At 39.5% G+C, this 17,215-nt stretch carries 10 protein-coding genes, 2 tRNA genes, 3 rRNA genes and 2 pseudogenes; 9 read left to right on the top strand and 8 right to left on the bottom strand.

Annotation, left to right across the window (positions count from 1 at the left end):
- Nucleotides 1–28: 28 nt before the first annotated feature.
- From MKL38_RS14080 to MKL38_RS14050, 7 genes and pseudogenes are all read right to left on the bottom strand, one after another.
- Nucleotides 29–403, bottom strand: a complete 375-nt coding sequence (locus tag MKL38_RS14080; protein ID WP_003656007.1) for a hypothetical protein — start codon at nt 401–403, stop codon at nt 29–31.
- Nucleotides 404–504: 101 nt separating this feature from the next.
- A pseudogene (locus tag MKL38_RS14075) lies at nt 505–1,486 on the bottom strand (M57 family metalloprotease).
- Nucleotides 1,487–1,598: 112 nt separating this feature from the next.
- On the bottom strand, nt 1,599–2,516 hold the full coding sequence (locus tag MKL38_RS14070; RefSeq protein ID WP_270903557.1) for a matrixin family metalloprotease: 918 nt from the start codon (nt 2,514–2,516) through the stop codon (nt 1,599–1,601).
- A gap of 330 nt (nt 2,517–2,846) precedes the next feature.
- Nucleotides 2,847–3,290, bottom strand: coding sequence for a hypothetical protein (locus MKL38_RS14065; RefSeq protein ID WP_005037720.1), 444 nt, complete (start codon nt 3,288–3,290; stop codon nt 2,847–2,849).
- Nucleotides 3,291–3,632: 342 nt separating this feature from the next.
- Nucleotides 3,633–5,573, bottom strand: a complete 1,941-nt coding sequence (gene dnaK, locus MKL38_RS14060) for a molecular chaperone DnaK (RefSeq protein WP_017387642.1) — start codon at nt 5,571–5,573, stop codon at nt 3,633–3,635.
- 118 nt (nt 5,574–5,691) lie between these two features.
- Nucleotides 5,692–6,246 (bottom strand): nucleotide exchange factor GrpE, encoded by a 555-nt coding sequence (grpE, locus tag MKL38_RS14055; protein ID WP_003656003.1) that lies wholly within the window; start codon nt 6,244–6,246, stop codon nt 5,692–5,694.
- 128 nt (nt 6,247–6,374) lie between these two features.
- Nucleotides 6,375–7,303: pseudogene (locus MKL38_RS14050) on the bottom strand (LysR family transcriptional regulator).
- A gap of 107 nt (nt 7,304–7,410) precedes the next feature.
- Between MKL38_RS14050 and MKL38_RS14045 the strand changes: the two are divergent.
- Nucleotides 7,411–8,277, top strand: coding sequence for an MBL fold metallo-hydrolase (locus tag MKL38_RS14045; RefSeq protein ID WP_005037716.1), 867 nt, complete (start codon nt 7,411–7,413; stop codon nt 8,275–8,277).
- 392 nt (nt 8,278–8,669) lie between these two features.
- Nucleotides 8,670–8,900: a hypothetical protein gene (locus MKL38_RS14040; protein ID WP_000733015.1), complete on the top strand. Its 231-nt coding sequence runs from the start codon at nt 8,670–8,672 to the stop codon at nt 8,898–8,900.
- A gap of 166 nt (nt 8,901–9,066) precedes the next feature.
- On the opposite strand, the gene MKL38_RS14035 is transcribed toward MKL38_RS14040, so the two are convergent.
- Nucleotides 9,067–9,429, bottom strand: a complete 363-nt coding sequence (locus MKL38_RS14035) for a hypothetical protein (protein WP_270903555.1) — start codon at nt 9,427–9,429, stop codon at nt 9,067–9,069.
- Between the two features lie 211 nt (nt 9,430–9,640).
- On the opposite strand from MKL38_RS14035, the gene MKL38_RS14030 reads away from it, so the two are divergent.
- From MKL38_RS14030 to rrf, 7 genes are all read left to right on the top strand, one after another.
- Nucleotides 9,641–10,711 (top strand): alpha/beta hydrolase, encoded by a 1,071-nt coding sequence (locus MKL38_RS14030; RefSeq protein ID WP_270903554.1) that lies wholly within the window; start codon nt 9,641–9,643, stop codon nt 10,709–10,711.
- A gap of 157 nt (nt 10,712–10,868) precedes the next feature.
- Nucleotides 10,869–11,426, top strand: coding sequence for a peptidylprolyl isomerase (locus tag MKL38_RS14025; protein WP_270903553.1), 558 nt, complete (start codon nt 10,869–10,871; stop codon nt 11,424–11,426).
- A 416-nt stretch (nt 11,427–11,842) separates the two neighbouring features.
- Nucleotides 11,843–13,380 (top strand): 16S ribosomal RNA (locus tag MKL38_RS14020).
- A gap of 59 nt (nt 13,381–13,439) precedes the next feature.
- A tRNA-Ile gene (locus MKL38_RS14015) sits at nt 13,440–13,516 on the top strand.
- 56 nt (nt 13,517–13,572) lie between these two features.
- Nucleotides 13,573–13,648: transfer RNA gene (locus tag MKL38_RS14010), tRNA-Ala, on the top strand.
- 370 nt (nt 13,649–14,018) lie between these two features.
- Nucleotides 14,019–16,912 (top strand): 23S ribosomal RNA (locus MKL38_RS14005).
- Between the two features lie 180 nt (nt 16,913–17,092).
- Nucleotides 17,093–17,207 (top strand): 5S ribosomal RNA (gene rrf / locus MKL38_RS14000).
- Together the 16S, 23S and 5S rRNA genes with 2 tRNA genes alongside form the textbook arrangement of a ribosomal RNA operon.
- The last annotated feature ends 8 nt before the right edge of the window (nt 17,208–17,215 follow it).

Here is a 17,215-nt window from a genome sequence, read left to right as displayed (position 1 = left end):
CTTTTTTATAAGTACTTGTATAAGATTGCTAATCTAATTTAACCGCTTCCAATATATCAAAAATAACTGAAGTGACATCTTGGCTTAAATCTCGATCATTAAAGATTTCATACGCAGTGATCGTAACATCTGTATCACTTGGTAATTGCTTTTGTTCTTCTTCAATTAAATGTTCAATCGGTAGCAGAGTCTGTTTCACCTCAAGATGCAAAATATCTTTGTATTCAATATTTTCATCTTCAAGCTCGATTTCATGCTCATTGAAAAAGGGGATTAGAATAGAATGAAGATACGGTTTGATTTCAATAATATCAAACAGTTCAATATCGCGTGTTTGTTCAATTGTGCTGATATGATCATTTACTTCAATCAGGATATGATAGTAACTCATCTTGATCTCCATTCTATTTTCGTTAGCTCTTATGACCACAATAACATGACTTTGATATGAATTTCGATGTATCTATCTAGAAATAGATACATCATTTTATATCAAGTTCTTAATTATTGAGGTAAAGCACTCAATAGATCACGATCAGCATCGGTAAGACCAGTGATTTTTTTGTCACCATCTTTACGAACTGAGTACATCAATGCATTTGGTTGATCACTGTGTTTTAAACCAAGCGCATGTCCTAACTCATGAGCAATCGTTAAACGTAAATCATCAATAGACTTAAACTCATAAATCACGATTTGTTTGCCGTTGTAGATACCTTTTTTAAAGACATCAGCTTGAGCATTTTGCTTAAATTCGTTTAATGAATTATTAAACTCATTATTAATCTGATTAAAATGAGTAACTTTGACATTTAAATCTTTAGCTTGCTCATTATATGCAGCAATTTCTTTCTTTAAAGCAACAGTTTGCTTTTGCAAATCTTTCTGGGTTTTAGCCAAAGATTTAGCACTATATTCAGGTGCTAATTTACCTTGGTTAAGCTGTATCATTAGTTGGTCAAGATTTTTCAATTTGCCATTCAAAATCTGCTTTTTATTTTCAAGGTCAGATTGAGTTTGACCAAGGGTTTGCTTCAATTGCTTAATTTGTTGCTGGGCATCAATTACACGTTGCTGTTCTTGCTGGAACTGAGCTGCAATTTTTTGACGCTGTTCAGAACGACTTTGACCATTATCGTAAACTAGACGAATTTCTAACTTTGCATTTGGATCATAAGTAAAATAATCCTGCCCAGTACCTTGTTTCCAAATATCCGCAGCTTGTTGGCTAATCTGAATCAATTGATCTTGGCTCAAACCAAAACGGGGATCAATTTCAGCAACTTTATAAGTCAGGTGCTGACCCGCTTTTTGCTGAATTTGAGTATGAGCTGGAGTGGCAAGATTAGCATTAGCCTGAAAATTAGAAAAAGCAAAGGCTACGCCTAGTAACAAAGATGTTAAACGCATAATAGAAGAGGGGGAGATTTTAAAAAAAACGTATTATAAGAATATAAAATGAAAAATCAATCAAAAAATGTACAATTCAAATAAATAAATGCGACTTTAGTCTCATTAGTTTTTACCAAATGCAAAATTATTTATTTAGATTAAATTCATTGTATTGGGTTTTATTTAGTTTTTTTAATTATTTAACTTTAATGATTTTCCTTAATTGAACTATAAATTGAGCCTAATAACTCTAAATCTGAATCTGTTAATTTGAAATTATGAATATCTTGCTCTTTTAAACGGGGGTACATTAAAGATTTGGGATCAGTAGTATGTTTTAGTCCTAAAGCATGGCCAAACTCATGAGCAAGGGTCAAACGTAAATCATTTAAAGAAGCATAACCGTAAATTTGAATTTGGTTTTGACTGAATAAGCCTTTATGAAAGATCTGAATACTGGCTTTTTGTTCTAGCTTAAATTGTGTCATTAAAGTTGTTAAATCGCTTTGCTCTTGATTTAGTTCTTTAATTTTTTTGTTAAGCAGTTGAATTCTAAAATTTAAATTATTTGATTCATTTTGCAAATTTCCAGATATTTGCTGGATTTGATTCTGCCGCTCTTTTAATTCGTCGGCAAGAGAGTATCGATGTTCCCCTTGGTTAAAGTGTGCTACGTCTCGTTGATAGTGTTCAAATTCAGCTTTTAGACTGATCTTTTTTTTGTTCAAATCAGATGATAGCTGATCAATTTCTTGTTTGTTTAAAATAATCTCTTCATTTTTAATGCGCCATTGTTCCTGCTTTTGTAAAAGAGCATTTAAATTTTCTTGTTGTTCACTTTTAATAATTTGATGATCATCATAAATTAAGTTAATTGATAACTGTGCTTCTGAATTATAAGAAAAATAGGTTTTTCCAGTCTCTTTGTGCCAGATTTCAGCAGCTTGTTGGCTTACTTCAATAAGTTGTTCTTTAGTGAGTTGAAACCGTGGATCAATAAAAGCAATTCGATACTTTAAAGGTTGATTAGAGGAAACCATTGGTAGATTATTTTGGGCAAAGCTCGTCGTTTGTAAGCCTATGCATAAACACAAGCTAAGTCCCCACCATAGAAATTTTTTCATGGCAAAATAAAAAATATAAATAAATCTTATTGTTAGCTACTTAATTAATTTCGTCAAAATGATAAAAAATGCAGGAGAGTGGGAGAATTTGTGATCTGGCTATAAAAATTTAAAAAGATGTTTTTAGACTTGGCAATAATGGAATAATTAATGTAATAAGTAACAATGTCTTTTAGTTTATAAAATCTTTTTTATAATTAATAGATTAGTTTTTATCATTGATCTTTTTGACATTAAGATAATTAAAAATCTCCTTTAATAAGCTATTGTTATTTTTTGTAACCAATAAAAAACCGCGCCTAAGCGCGGTTTTTTTATCAAAGAAACAAATTATTTTTTGTCATCTTTAACTTCAGTGAATTCAGCATCTTTTTTAAATAAAGGTTGGTAGAGGCTAGGTACAACTAAAATGCCCCAAATTAGTGTAGAGAGAATATTGCCTAGCTCATAAAAAATAGCACTTAGACCAGACATTAATGTCCAATAGTAACTCGGTAATAAATAAATGAGTAAAATTGGGAAAAAAGTATAAATATATAGTTTCCTCGCCCATTCTTTGAATAGAAGCAAACCAATGAATATGATCAAAAAAATAATTGAAAGAAGACAAGTAATGGCTAATTCCCAGTTTTGGGGATCTATTGATAACGTCTCATTGATTGAGATAAACGTTTCATCATAGGCATCAAATGTTGCACTAAAAATGGCGAAGAGTAGAGAAAAAATAAGCATTAATCTAAATTTGGTTTTTGTGATAATTGGTTCGATTTTCATTTTTTATAGCGTGATATTTTAATGTTTTAGATTATATATATAATATTGTATCTGTATCAAATTGATGTAGTCTGATTGGCTAAAGTTGAATGTACATAATCCTAGCAATTACTTGTCAACAATGTATACAGCTGCAGTAGTTAAGATACTGAAATAAAATGATTACCGATAAATAAAATGTGAAGGAAGTTACACGCCGAAAATACTTACTTGAAGCATCTCATTCAGCATGGAGTACAATTTCATCATCTGAGGCAAAATTTAAAAATCCAATACTTGAGAATAACAGGATTTATCTTAAAAAAAACCGCGCTTTCGCGCGGTCTTTTTTAAAGCGACAAATTATTTTTTGTCATCTTTTACTTCTGTGAATTCAGCATCTACAACGCCATCATCTGCTTTTTGTTGACCTGCATCGCCACCTTGGAATGCATTTGGATCAAAGCCTTCTGCACCACCAGCTTGCTGTGCTTGTTCATAAGCACGTTGAGTGATAGGCATTAAGATGTTTTGTAAAGCCTCAGTTTTAGCTTTGATATCTTCAACATCATTTTCTTTTGTTGCTGCTTCAAGTTCAGAAACCGCAGTACTTACAGCTGTTTTTTCATCTTCAGTAACTTTATCACCAAGATCTTTTACAGCTTTGTTCGAGCTTGAAATTAATGCATCAGCTTCGTTACGAGCTTTTGCAAGTTCTTCAAACTTACGATCTTCTTCAGCATTCGCTTCAGCATCTTTAATCATTGCTTCGATTTCAGCATCAGACAAACCTGAGTTTGCTTTAATCTGGATTGATTGCTCTTTACCAGTGCTCTTATCTTTAGCAGATACTTTCAAGATACCATCAGCATTGATGTCGAAAGATACTTCAATTTGTGGCACACCACGTGGAGCAGGTGGAATGTCGCCTAATTGGAAGTTACCCAACAATTTGTTTTGTTGAGCCATCTTACGTTCACCTTGGTAAACAGAAATGTCTACAGCAGGCTGGTTGTCAGCAGCAGTAGAGAACACTTGTGATTTCTTCGCAGGAATCGTCGTGTTTTTCTCAATGATTGGTGTTAATACACCACCCATTGTTTCAATACCTAAAGTTAATGGTGTTACGTCTAATAAAAGAACGTCAGTTTTGTCACCAGACAATACCGCACCTTGAATCGCAGCACCAATTGCAACTGCTTCATCAGGGTTCACGTCTTTACGTGGCTCTTTACCAAAGAATTCTTGTACTTTTTGTTGTACAAGTGGCATACGAGACTGACCACCAACCAAGATCACGTCAGAGATGTCAGAAGTCGAAAGACCAGCATCTTTAAGCGCGATACGGCAAGGCTCAATTGTACGAGCAACTAAATCAGCAACTAAACCTTCAAGTTTTGCACGTGTTACATTGATCACTAAGTGTTTAGGACCAGTTGCATCAGCAGTGATGTATGGAAGGTTGATTTCAGTTGCATTTGATGAAGAAAGCTCGATTTTTGCTTTTTCAGCAGCTTCTTTCAAACGTTGTAACGCAAGTGGGTCATTTTTCAAGTTCACACTTTGTTCTTTCTTAAATTCTTCAACCAAGAATTCAATTAACGCGTTATCAAAGTCTTCACCACCAAGGAAAGTATCACCATTTGTTGATAACACTTCGATTTGTTGGTCGCCATCAAGGTCTGCGATTTCAATGATTGATACGTCAAAAGTACCACCACCTAAGTCGTAAACAGCAATTTTACGATCGCCTTCTTTTTTGTCCATACCGAACGCAAGTGCAGCAGCAGTTGGTTCGTTAATGATACGTTTAACGTCTAAACCAGCGATTTTACCCGCATCTTTAGTTGCTTGACGTTGAGCATCGTTAAAGTAAGCAGGAACAGTAATAACTGCTTCTGTAACTGTTTCACCTAAATAGTCTTCTGCAGTTTTCTTCATCTTTTTCAAGATTTCAGCAGAGATCTGTTGAGGCGCTAATTTTTTATCGTTTACTTCTACCCAAGCATCACCATTGTCAGCTTTGATGATTTTATAAGGTACAAGGCCGATGTCTTTTTGTACCGCTTGATCTTCATAACGACGACCAATTAAACGCTTAATAGCGAATAATGTATTTTTCGGGTTAGTTACTGCCTGACGCTTAGCACTTTGACCCACTAAGATCTCGCCATCTTTATAAGCAATGATCGATGGAGTTGTACGTGTGCCTTCAGCGTTTTCGATTACTTTTACTTTATCGCCTTCAAGTACAGCAACGCATGAGTTGGTAGTACCTAAGTCAATACCAATAATTTTTGCCATGTGACTTTTTCCTCAAAAATTCTTTTGCAATGTTTTTGCTTGTTATCCGATATGAGAGTGAATCTATTTTTTTCAAGCGTTTTAGCGAAAAAAAATCTAAAAACTCTCAATTTTTTATTTATTGACCAACCATAACCATAGCAGGGCGCAATAAGCGACCATTTAAGGTATAGCCTTTTTGTAAAACGGTACCGATTTCATTCGCTTTAGCGTCTGGGGCAATGCCCACTGCTTGATGTAAATCTGCGTTGAAACCATTTTGAGTGTCAGCTTCTACAACACCAAATTTTTCCAGTGTAGTTAATAGTGACTTCAAGGTTAACTTAATACCCTCAAGTACAGGAGTTTCTTCATCACCCGCTGCTTGAATCGCACGCTCTAGATTGTCTACAGAATCCAGCAATTCTTTTGCAAATTTTTCAAGCACAGTTTCCTTATGCTTCTCAGACTCACGTTGAATACGCTCTACACTTTTTTGTGCTTCGTAAACAGCATTCGCTGTACGTGCTTTTTCAAGTTTAAGGCTTTCTTCTAATTTAGTGATTTGCGCTTGTAAAGATTCAACGGTAACGTCGTTTGCTTGCTCTCCACCTTCAGCCTGAGTTTGCTCATTAGATTGCTCTGCTTGCTCGTGTTGAATGTCTTGAGCTTGCTCATTTTGCTCATTAGCCATTGATGATCTCCGTTTAAATGGGTTTTTAAACATGTACAGTCCTTTTTGGCATCAGTATTTACTGTGTAAAACCTGAACTGCCATGCATATGCTGTAATTCATTAATAGGTATGAAGTATGGGCACTGCCTAAAAATTCAAGCGTGCACGACAATTTAAAGCTTTTAATTTTGCGGTTTTAAGTAAAAATCTAAATTTTCGATCATAAAAGCAATAAATTCCTGAGTTATTTTGGGTAAATGCTGCCTAGATGCATATACCACTGACAGACTTAATTCCGGAGCTGAAAAGTTTTTAAATAAAGGAACGAGTCGTTTTTCTTTTAAATCTTTTTTAACTAATAGTGAAGGCAACATAGCTACACCCTGAGCATGTAGACACATATCATAAACAGCATTTACATCATTACTTTTAAAGGTAACGTTTAAAGGATAATTCTGTGGTTGTTGCTCTTCATCAAAAAGAGTCCAATATTGATGCTGGCTATGGTGAGCTAAACATTCATATTGAATAAGTTGTCTTGGGTGAGAGAGGAGGCTGTGCTGTTTTAAATAGTCTGGATGAGCACAAAATACCGATTCGATCTGACAAACTGGCCTCGCAATTAATCCATCTGCAACTTTTTGCGTTATACGCAAAGCTAAATCGACTTGTGCATCAATCAAGTCAATCGTATTTTCAGTAAGATATACATCAAATTGAATATGTGGATGTTGCTTTTTAAATTGACGAATACATTCGCCAACACCTAATTGAAATAAAAATAAACCACAAGTAAAACGAATCGTACCGTTATGTTGTTCGGGTGCTGCTAGCTCTTGTAAAAGTTGTTGTTGTTGTAAAATATTTTCGCAGTAGAGTAGAGCTTTTTCACCTGCTGGAGTGAGAGATATTTTTCGAGTATTCCGCTGAAATAGGCGAGTTGAGAATGTATGCTCTAGATGTTCAAGATAGCGAGAAACCATGGCACGGGAATAATTAAGATGTTCTGCGGCTTTGGTTAAATTGCCATGCTGAGCAATAGAAACAAAGACTTGTATGGCTTTTAATGTGTCCATATGCTTTATCATTATTACAATTTATGCAACAGTTTATCTTAGTTTAGTGCATTTACCTTACAGAAATTGCAATTTAAAGTATTCCTTATGAAATTGGAGAATACATAATGAAATTTTTTAAATTAACTGCTTCGGCCCTAGCAACTGCTACAGCTTTGACGATGGCTTCCTCAACTTTTGCACAAGATCTAAAAATCCAAAGTTTTCTGGCTAAACCAGAACATTTTGGGGTGACTTCTACTTTAATTGAAGGCGATAAAGAAGTTCTATTGGTTAATGCGCAATTCTCAAAATCTGAAGCATTACGTATTGCTGCAGATATTCTCGATAGCGGTAAAACGCTAAAGACAATTTTCGTAAGTTATGGTGATCCGGACTATTACTTTGGTTTAGATGTATTTAAACAGTACTTCCCAAATGTACAAATCATCGCAACGCCGGAAACTGTTAAACATATTCAAGATACTCAAGCGCTTAAAGTGAAGTATTGGGGACCACAAATGGGTGCAAATGCGCCTAGCCAAATTATTGTGCCTCAAGCTTACACTGCTAAAACTTTAAAACTAGAGAATGAGTCAATTGAAATTAAAGGTAAGAAAGAACTCACTTATTTATGGATTCCTTCTTCAAAAGCAGTAGTAGGTGGTATCCCTGTATCTTCAGGTATTCATTTATGGATGGCAGATACACCAAAAGTTAAAGACCGCAATGAAGTAATTCAAACTTTAGAAAGCATTAAAGCACTACAGCCTCAAACAGTTGTTCCAGCACATATGGTTGAGGGAGCTCCACAAGGTTTGGATGCGGTTAACTTTTCGATCGACTATCTCAAGAGCTATGAGAAAGCGGCTAAAGTAAGTAAAAATGCTAGCGAATTGAGCCAGCTCATGCAAAAACAATATCCAACATTAAAAAGTGTGGATAGCTTAGAGCTAGGTGCAAAAGTTGTAAAAGGCGAGATGCAATGGCCGTAATTTAAATCGGAATATAATAATTTTTTAGAGAAGCCGTGGTCTATACCCGGCTTTTTTAATGCGAAAAGGAATTTTTAATCAAAAAAACCTCTGTAACATTCTACGCACCTTATATAGTGTTTCTATAAAGAGAATTTTTTTGAGCAGAGAAAAAGATTAAGATAAAAATTAGAAATTGATAAAATTAAACAAAAGCTTAAGTTGCTACTTTTATATAAAAGATAGAGCTAAGAGTAGGGAAGAGAATTTAATAAAAAATTGCACAATTTGTACTTCGATTACTACAAAAGACAACCAATGATACGCACGCCAGAAAAAAAAATTGTGAATTATAGGCAGCGCAAAGATGATCTTTGCATTTAAGTGTTTGTCGTAATGAAAGGAAAGCGATTATGAAAAAATTAGGTCTTATCTCTGTAGTACTTGCTGGTGTTGCTTTTACAGCTGTTGGTTGTGCATCTGAAGCTGGTTTAAACGCATCAGGTTCTGCTCAAACAAGTGCTAGCCCATCTGGCGTACAAGCTGGTGTAGGTGTTGATGCTGGCGTTTCTGGCCAAGCACAACCAGGTCAAGTTGATGCTGGTGCATCAGGCTCTGTTTCAGGTTCTGCAACAGCTCAGTAATTCTTAGTGATAAGAATAGTTAAAAGATTATAGAGTCATATATTTAAGATGCCGATTTATGTATGAAGTGAGCTGCTACTCATTACTCTATAATTAAGAGAGTTTAGAATTCTCAAAAAAGCCCCAAAAGACGTAGCTTATTGGGGCTTTTTATATAGTAATGAATTTAGTCATCATGACGAGAATCTCGACGATTATGATCTCGATCTTCTACTCGTTTTTTATCCCACTCGTGGCGTTTTTTATCGTCATCACGGTGTTTTTTATCCTCGTCATGGCGTCTTTTATCCCATTCATGACGATTTCGATCTTGTTCGCGAGCAACTCTTCGTTGTTGTTCATATATTCTTTGACGTTCTTCCCAGCGTTTTCGTTCCCAATCATTATATCGACGTCCATCATTACGATCATAGCGATTAGTATCATGGTAACCATAGCCACCACGATAAGAAGGGTCATCCGTATAAGCAACACAGCCTACAGTTAAGAGACTGGTTGCTAATAAAGTAACAACTAGTTTTGTTGACATAATCTTACCTCTTTTTGTCTGTTAACAATAATTGGCAAAAAACTCCTGCTTGAAACGACAGATTTGTTAATGACATTTGCTTTAAATCAGATTAGCGTAATTTAGTTTTTACCTTTGTATCTTGATTACATGAGTTGTATGCGAATATAGTCAAACAGCAACAGAATTCTGTAGAAAATATGAAGGATAAGAGGAATTCATGGAGATAGGCATGACAGCATTTAATCAAAAAATTCAAACATTGCTAGATAAGGGCCAAGGGCCCGCTGCTCGAGCTCTTGATAAGTTACCTCGATTAGCTCAAGAATCACTTGCCAAAATTCTTGGGTATTCTTACCAATATCCAGATCTGGACTCATTTACTAAATGTCTGATGGCTGTACAAATTAAGCAGGGGCGTATTGGTTTTATTGGTCCAGATCCAATTGAATCCAGAAGGCAGTTTGATACGCAAATGCTGGCTATACGCCAGAAATCAACGGATATTGATTCCGTAGAAGATATTCGTTTACCTCTTCAAAGTGGAACCGTTTTCGCGAGACACTATCATCCAGCACCTAATAAAAAATTACCTCTTCTTGTTTTCTATCATGGAGGGGGATTTGTTGTGGGTGGATTAGATACTCATGATGAGGCGTGTCGTATATTGGCAAAATATGCAAAAGTACAAGTACTCAGTATTGATTATCCTCTGGCGCCTGAGGTTTCTCCTCAACATTTAATCCAATCCTGTGAAGATGCTTTGGCTTGGGTATATCAAAATCGTAGACAATTAAAAATATTAAAAGGTCGAATTGCGGTAGCGGGTGATAGTGCAGGTGGAAACATTAGTACAGTCGTGGCTCAACGATCAGTAAATAAGCCGTATGCTCCACAGGCCCAACTTCTTATTTACCCTGCAGTCGATTTCAAGAGCCGACATCCATCCTTCTATGCCTATAACGAAGGATTGGTTTTGACAGGTAAAGATATCAATAATGTCACTCAATATTATGCAACCCAGCATAACGTAGAATTAGATGATCCTATTATTTCTCCAACCTATGGAAACTTGAAGAAGAATCCACCGGCTTTTGTGATTACTGCTGGGCATGACGTATTACATGATGAAGGGAAAATCTATAGCTATAAGCTACGCCAAAATGGCGTCAAAATGCATTATGAAGAATACTCAGATCAAACGCATGGATTTATAAATCTGACGCCTATTTCTAAAAAGGCCAAACGTTACACTATTGAGTTCAGTAAAAACTTTAGAAAATTTTGGGATAAAAATAGCTAAATAAAAGTTTGGTCCATGTTTCACGTGGAACGTGGACTCATACTCAAATCTAAAATATAAGGCTTTAAATAAAAGATAATAAATACTCACTAGAATTCTTTTATATAGACGATTAAATTTAACCTTTATTAAGTTTTGCATTTTACTGTAGGAAGATATGAAAAAATTATTAATGCTATGTTGCTTGGGTTTAAGTAGTCATTCAGTCTGGGCTGACACTTTAGTTGAAATGCAAACAAATTTAGGCAACATAGAAATACAACTTTATGATGAGAAAGCCCCAATCAGCGTCAAGAATTTTAAAAGCTATATAAAGTCGAACTTTTATAAAGATACGATATTCCATCGCGTAATTCCTGGTTTCATGGTACAGGGTGGTGGGCTTACTGCAAATATGCAGGAAAAGACCACTCGAGCACCAATCAAAAATGAAGCTGGAAATGGGATTGCTAACACACGCGGAACCTTAGCCATGGCTCGTACCGCAAATCCTGACTCTGCTACTAGCCAGTTCTTTATTAATGTCGCAGATAATAGTTTTCTAAATCGCTCTGCTGGTAATGCTGGTTATGCAGTTTTCGGAAAAGTGATTAAAGGAATGGATGTGGTTGACCGTATTGTAAAAGTACCGACAATCACTGATGGAATGCATCAGAACGTTCCTAAACAACCTATTAAGATAATAGAAGTGAAAATCAAAAAAGAATGGAAATAAAATATTTTAATATTTATTGTTTATTATCAATTATTTAAACTGATATTTTTGTTTTTTTTAACTTTGATTGGGTGAAAAAGAATCGATCAAACACATATATTTAGAAAAGTGCTTGCGTACCATTTTTTTTCCCCTATAATGCACTCATCCCGACGCGATACATGAGAATATCTTAGCTTACAGGGTTAAGATGAAAAGCTTAGTATTGCGTTGAATTCTGTCTCTGACGAAGAGCAGAAAGATCATTAAGAGATTATGAAGAACAACTTGTGTGGATTTTTACTGATTGATTGATCGAAATATTATCATTGATTGATTGGTTTAAATTACTCGAAGTTTATTTGAGCGAAATTTAAGTCAGAAAATTGATGAGCCAGAATTGGCACCTTGTCTTTAATAAGGTGCAAAATGATTTTTAACTGAAGAGTTTGATCATGGCTCAGATTGAACGCTGGCGGCAGGCTTAACACATGCAAGTCGAGCGGAGTGATGGTGCTTGCACTATCACTTAGCGGCGGACGGGTGAGTAATGCTTAGGAATCTGCCTATTAGTGGGGGACAACATTTCGAAAGGAATGCTAATACCGCATACGTCCTACGGGAGAAAGCAGGGGATCTTCGGACCTTGCGCTAATAGATGAGCCTAAGTCGGATTAGCTAGTTGGTGGGGTAAAGGCCTACCAAGGCGACGATCTGTAGCGGGTCTGAGAGGATGATCCGCCACACTGGGACTGAGACACGGCCCAGACTCCTACGGGAGGCAGCAGTGGGGAATATTGGACAATGGGCGCAAGCCTGATCCAGCCATGCCGCGTGTGTGAAGAAGGCCTTATGGTTGTAAAGCACTTTAAGCGAGGAGGAGGCTACTGAAGTTAATACCTTCAGATAGTGGACGTTACTCGCAGAATAAGCACCGGCTAACTCTGTGCCAGCAGCCGCGGTAATACAGAGGGTGCAAGCGTTAATCGGATTTACTGGGCGTAAAGCGCGCGTAGGCGGCTAATTAAGTCAAATGTGAAATCCCCGAGCTTAACTTGGGAATTGCATTCGATACTGGTTAGCTAGAGTGTGGGAGAGGATGGTAGAATTCCAGGTGTAGCGGTGAAATGCGTAGAGATCTGGAGGAATACCGATGGCGAAGGCAGCCATCTGGCCTAACACTGACGCTGAGGTGCGAAAGCATGGGGAGCAAACAGGATTAGATACCCTGGTAGTCCATGCCGTAAACGATGTCTACTAGCCGTTGGGGCCTTTGAGGCTTTAGTGGCGCAGCTAACGCGATAAGTAGACCGCCTGGGGAGTACGGTCGCAAGACTAAAACTCAAATGAATTGACGGGGGCCCGCACAAGCGGTGGAGCATGTGGTTTAATTCGATGCAACGCGAAGAACCTTACCTGGCCTTGACATAGTAAGAACTTTCCAGAGATGGATTGGTGCCTTCGGGAACTTATATACAGGTGCTGCATGGCTGTCGTCAGCTCGTGTCGTGAGATGTTGGGTTAAGTCCCGCAACGAGCGCAACCCTTTTCCTTATTTGCCAGCGAGTAATGTCGGGAACTTTAAGGATACTGCCAGTGACAAACTGGAGGAAGGCGGGGACGACGTCAAGTCATCATGGCCCTTACGGCCAGGGCTACACACGTGCTACAATGGTCGGTACAAAGGGTTGCTACCTAGCGATAGGATGCTAATCTCAAAAAGCCGATCGTAGTCCGGATTGGAGTCTGCAACTCGACTCCATGAAGTCGGAATCGCTAGTAATCGCGGATCAGAATGCCGCGGTGAATACGTTCCCGGGCCTTGTACACACCGCCCGTCACACCATGGGAGTTTGTTGCACCAGAAGTAGGTAGTCTAACCGCAAGGAGGACGCTTACCACGGTGTGGCCGATGACTGGGGTGAAGTCGTAACAAGGTAGCCGTAGGGGAACCTGCGGCTGGATCACCTCCTTAACGAAAGATTGACGATTGGTAAGAATCCACAACAAGTTGTTCTTCATAGATGTATCTGAGGGTCTGTAGCTCAGTTGGTTAGAGCACACGCTTGATAAGCGTGGGGTCACAAGTTCAAGTCTTGTCAGACCCACCATGACTTTGACTGGTTGAAGTTATAGAAAAGAAGATACATAACTGATGATGTAAGCTGGGGACTTAGCTTAGTTGGTAGAGCGCCTGCTTTGCACGCAGGAGGTCAGGAGTTCGACTCTCCTAGTCTCCACCAGAACTTAAGAGAAGTTCGGATTACAGAAATTAGTAAATAAAGATTAAGATCTTGGTTTATTAACTTCTGTGATTTAAGTATCACGGTATTAAGCATGACCTGACGAAGGCATGTTTATTCATTAACAGATTGGCAAAATTGAGTCTGAAATAAATTGTTCACTCAATAATGAAAAGAGAAGAAGTAATTCTGATCTTGGAATTAATTGAGAACTAGCAAATTAACTGAATCAAGCGTTTTGGTATATGAATTAGATTGAAGCTGTACAGTGTTTAAATACACAGTACTTCAAACTGTAAGAGATTGATGAGAAATCATTAATCATGTCTTATTACTCCTTGTAGGTAATAACGACTGTTTGGGGTTGTATAGTCAAGTAATTAAGTGCATGTGGTGGATGCCTTGGCAGTCAGAGGCGATGAAAGACGTAATAGCCTGCGATAAGCTCCGGGGAGGCGGCAAATATCCTTTGATCCGGAGATTTCTGAATGGGGGAACCCACCTACTTTAAGGTAGGTATTGCAACATGAATACATAGTGTTGCAAGGCGAACGAGGGGAAGTGAAACATCTCAGTACCCTTAGGAAAAGAAATCAATTGAGATTCCCTTAGTAGCGGCGAGCGAACGGGGATCAGCCCATTAAGTTATGTGTGTTTTAGTGGAACGCTCTGGGAAGTGCGAACGTAGAGGGTGATATTCCCGTACACGAAAGGGCACACATAATGATGACGAGTAGGGCGAGGCACGTGAAACCTTGTCTGAATATGGGGGGACCATCCTCCAAGGCTAAATACTCCTGACTGACCGATAGTGAACCAGTACCGTGAGGGAAAGGCGAAAAGAACCCCTGTGAGGGGAGTGAAATAGATCCTGAAACCGCATGCATACAAGCAGTGGGAGCCGACTTGTTCGGTGACTGCGTACCTTTTGTATAATGGGTCAGCGACTTATATTCAGTAGCGAGGTTAACCGTATAGGGGAGCCGTAGAGAAATCGAGTCTTAATAGGGCGTTTAGTTGCTGGGTATAGACCCGAAACCAGGCGATCTATCCATGAGCAGGTTGAAGGTTGGGTAACACTAACTGGAGGACCGAACCCACTGTCGTTGAAAAGCCAGGGGATGACTTGTGGATAGGGGTGAAAGGCTAATCAAGCCTGGTGATAGCTGGTTCTCCCCGAAAGCTATTTAGGTAGCGCCTCGGACGAATACCATAGGGGGTAGAGCACTGTTTCGGCTAGGGGGTCATCCCGACTTACCAAACCGATGCAAACTCCGAATACCTATGAGTACTATCCGGGAGACAGACTGCGGGTGCTAACGTCCGTAGTCAAGAGGAAAACAATCCAGACCGCCAGCTAAGGCCCCAAAATCATAGTTAAGTGGGAAACGATGTGGGAAGGCATAGACAGCTAGGAGGTTGGCTTAGAAGCAGCCACCCTTTAAAGAAAGCGTAATAGCTCACTAGTCGAGTCGGCCTGCGCGGAAGATGTAACGGGGCTAAAACTATGTGCCGAAGCTGCGGATTTGACTTTTAAGTCAAGTGGTAGGGGAGCGTTCTGTAAGCCGATGAAGGTGTATTGAGAAGTATGCTGGAGGTATCAGAAGTGCGAATGCTGACGTGAGTAACGACAAAACGGGTGAAAAACCCGTTCGCCGAAAGACCAAGGGTTCCAGTCCAACGTTAATCGGGGCTGGGTGAGTCGACCCCTAAGGCGAGGCCGAAAGGCGTAGTCGATGGGAAATTGGTTAATATTCCAATACTTCTGTGTAATGCGATGAGAGGACGGAGAAGGTTAAGTCAGCCTGGCGTTGGTTGTCCAGGTGAAAGGAAGTAGGCATGCATCTTAGGCAAATCCGGGGTGCTCTATGCTGAGATCTGATAGCAAGCTGTACTTGTACAGCGAAGTGGCTGATACCATGCTTCCAGGAAAAGTCTCTAAGCTTCAGTTACACAGGAATCGTACCCTAAACCGACACAGGTGGTCAGGTCGAGTAGACCAAGGCGCTTGAGAGAACTCTGCTGAAGGAACTAGGCAAAATGGTACCGTAACTTCGGGAGAAGGTACGCTGTTGTTGGTGATGGAACTTGCTTCCTGAGCTGATGACAGCCACAGAAACCAGGCCGCTGCAACTGTTTATTAAAAACATAGCACTCTGCAAACACGAAAGTGGACGTATAGGGTGTGATGCCTGCCCGGTGCTGGAAGGTTAATTGATGGGGTTAGCGTAAGCGAAGCTCTTGATCGAAGCCCCAGTAAACGGCGGCCGTAACTATAACGGTCCTAAGGTAGCGAAATTCCTTGTCGGGTAAGTTCCGACCTGCACGAATGGCATAATGATGGCGGCGCTGTCTCCAGCAGAGGCTCAGTGAAATCGAAATCGCTGTGAAGATGCAGTGTACCCGCGGCTAGACGGAAAGACCCCGTGAACCTTTACTGCAGCTTGACATTGAACTTTGACCTTACTTGTGTAGGATAGGTGGGAGGCTTTGAAGTTGGAACGCTAGTTCCAATGGAGCCGTCCTTGAAATACCACCCTGGTAATGTTGAGGTTCTAACTCTGCCCCGTAATCCGGGGCGAGGACCATGTCTGGTGGGTAGTTTGACTGGGGCGGTCTCCTCCTAAAGAGTAACGGAGGAGTACGAAGGTGCGCTCAGCGTGGTCGGAAATCACGCGTAGAGTATAAAGGCAAAAGCGCGCTTAACTGCGAGACCCACAAGTCGAGCAGGTACGAAAGTAGGTCTTAGTGATCCGGTGGTTCTGTATGGAAGGGCCATCGCTCAACGGATAAAAGGTACTCTGGGGATAACAGGCTGATACCGCCCAAGAGTTCATATCGACGGCGGTGTTTGGCACCTCGATGTCGGCTCATCTCATCCTGGGGCTGAAGCAGGTCCCAAGGGTATGGCTGTTCGCCATTTAAAGAGGTACGCGAGCTGGGTTTAGAACGTCGTGAGACAGTTCGGTCCCTATCTACCGTGGGCGCTGGAAATTTGAGAGGATCTGCTCCTAGTACGAGAGGACCAGAGTGGACGAACCTCTGGTGTACCGGTTGTGACGCCAGTCGCATCGCCGGGTAGCTATGTTCGGAAGGGATAACCGCTGAAAGCATCTAAGCGGGAAGCCTACCTCAAGATAAGATTTCCCTAGGACTTTATGTCCTCTAAAGAGCCGTTCGAGACTAGGACGTTGATAGGTTGGATGTGGAAGCATAGTGATATGTGAAGCTGACCAATACTAATTGCTCGTGAGGCTTGACTATACAACACCCAAGCAGTTGTATATAAAGCATCAATCGATTCATTAATATGCAAAGCAACTTGATTTAGTTATACGCTTAGCTAAAATGAACAAAATATTAAGACTCAATCAGCCCATCTGTAAAGATTTGGAAAACGCATCGGCAACCAATAAGACCAATGTAAGTATCCATACCAGTTGTGCTGGCGACCATAGCAAGAGTGAACCACCTGATCCCTTCCCGAACTCAGAAGTGAAACCTCTTAGCGCTGATGGTAGTGTGGGGTTTCCCATGTGAGAGTAAGTCATCGCCAGCTCATTATTC

This window comes from Acinetobacter sp. AOR14_HL, from assembly GCF_027855175.1.
GTDB lineage: Bacteria > Pseudomonadota > Gammaproteobacteria > Pseudomonadales > Moraxellaceae > Acinetobacter > Acinetobacter calcoaceticus.
Note: the sequence above shows the minus strand (reverse complement) of the source record. Positions and strands in the feature narration are given on the sequence as shown.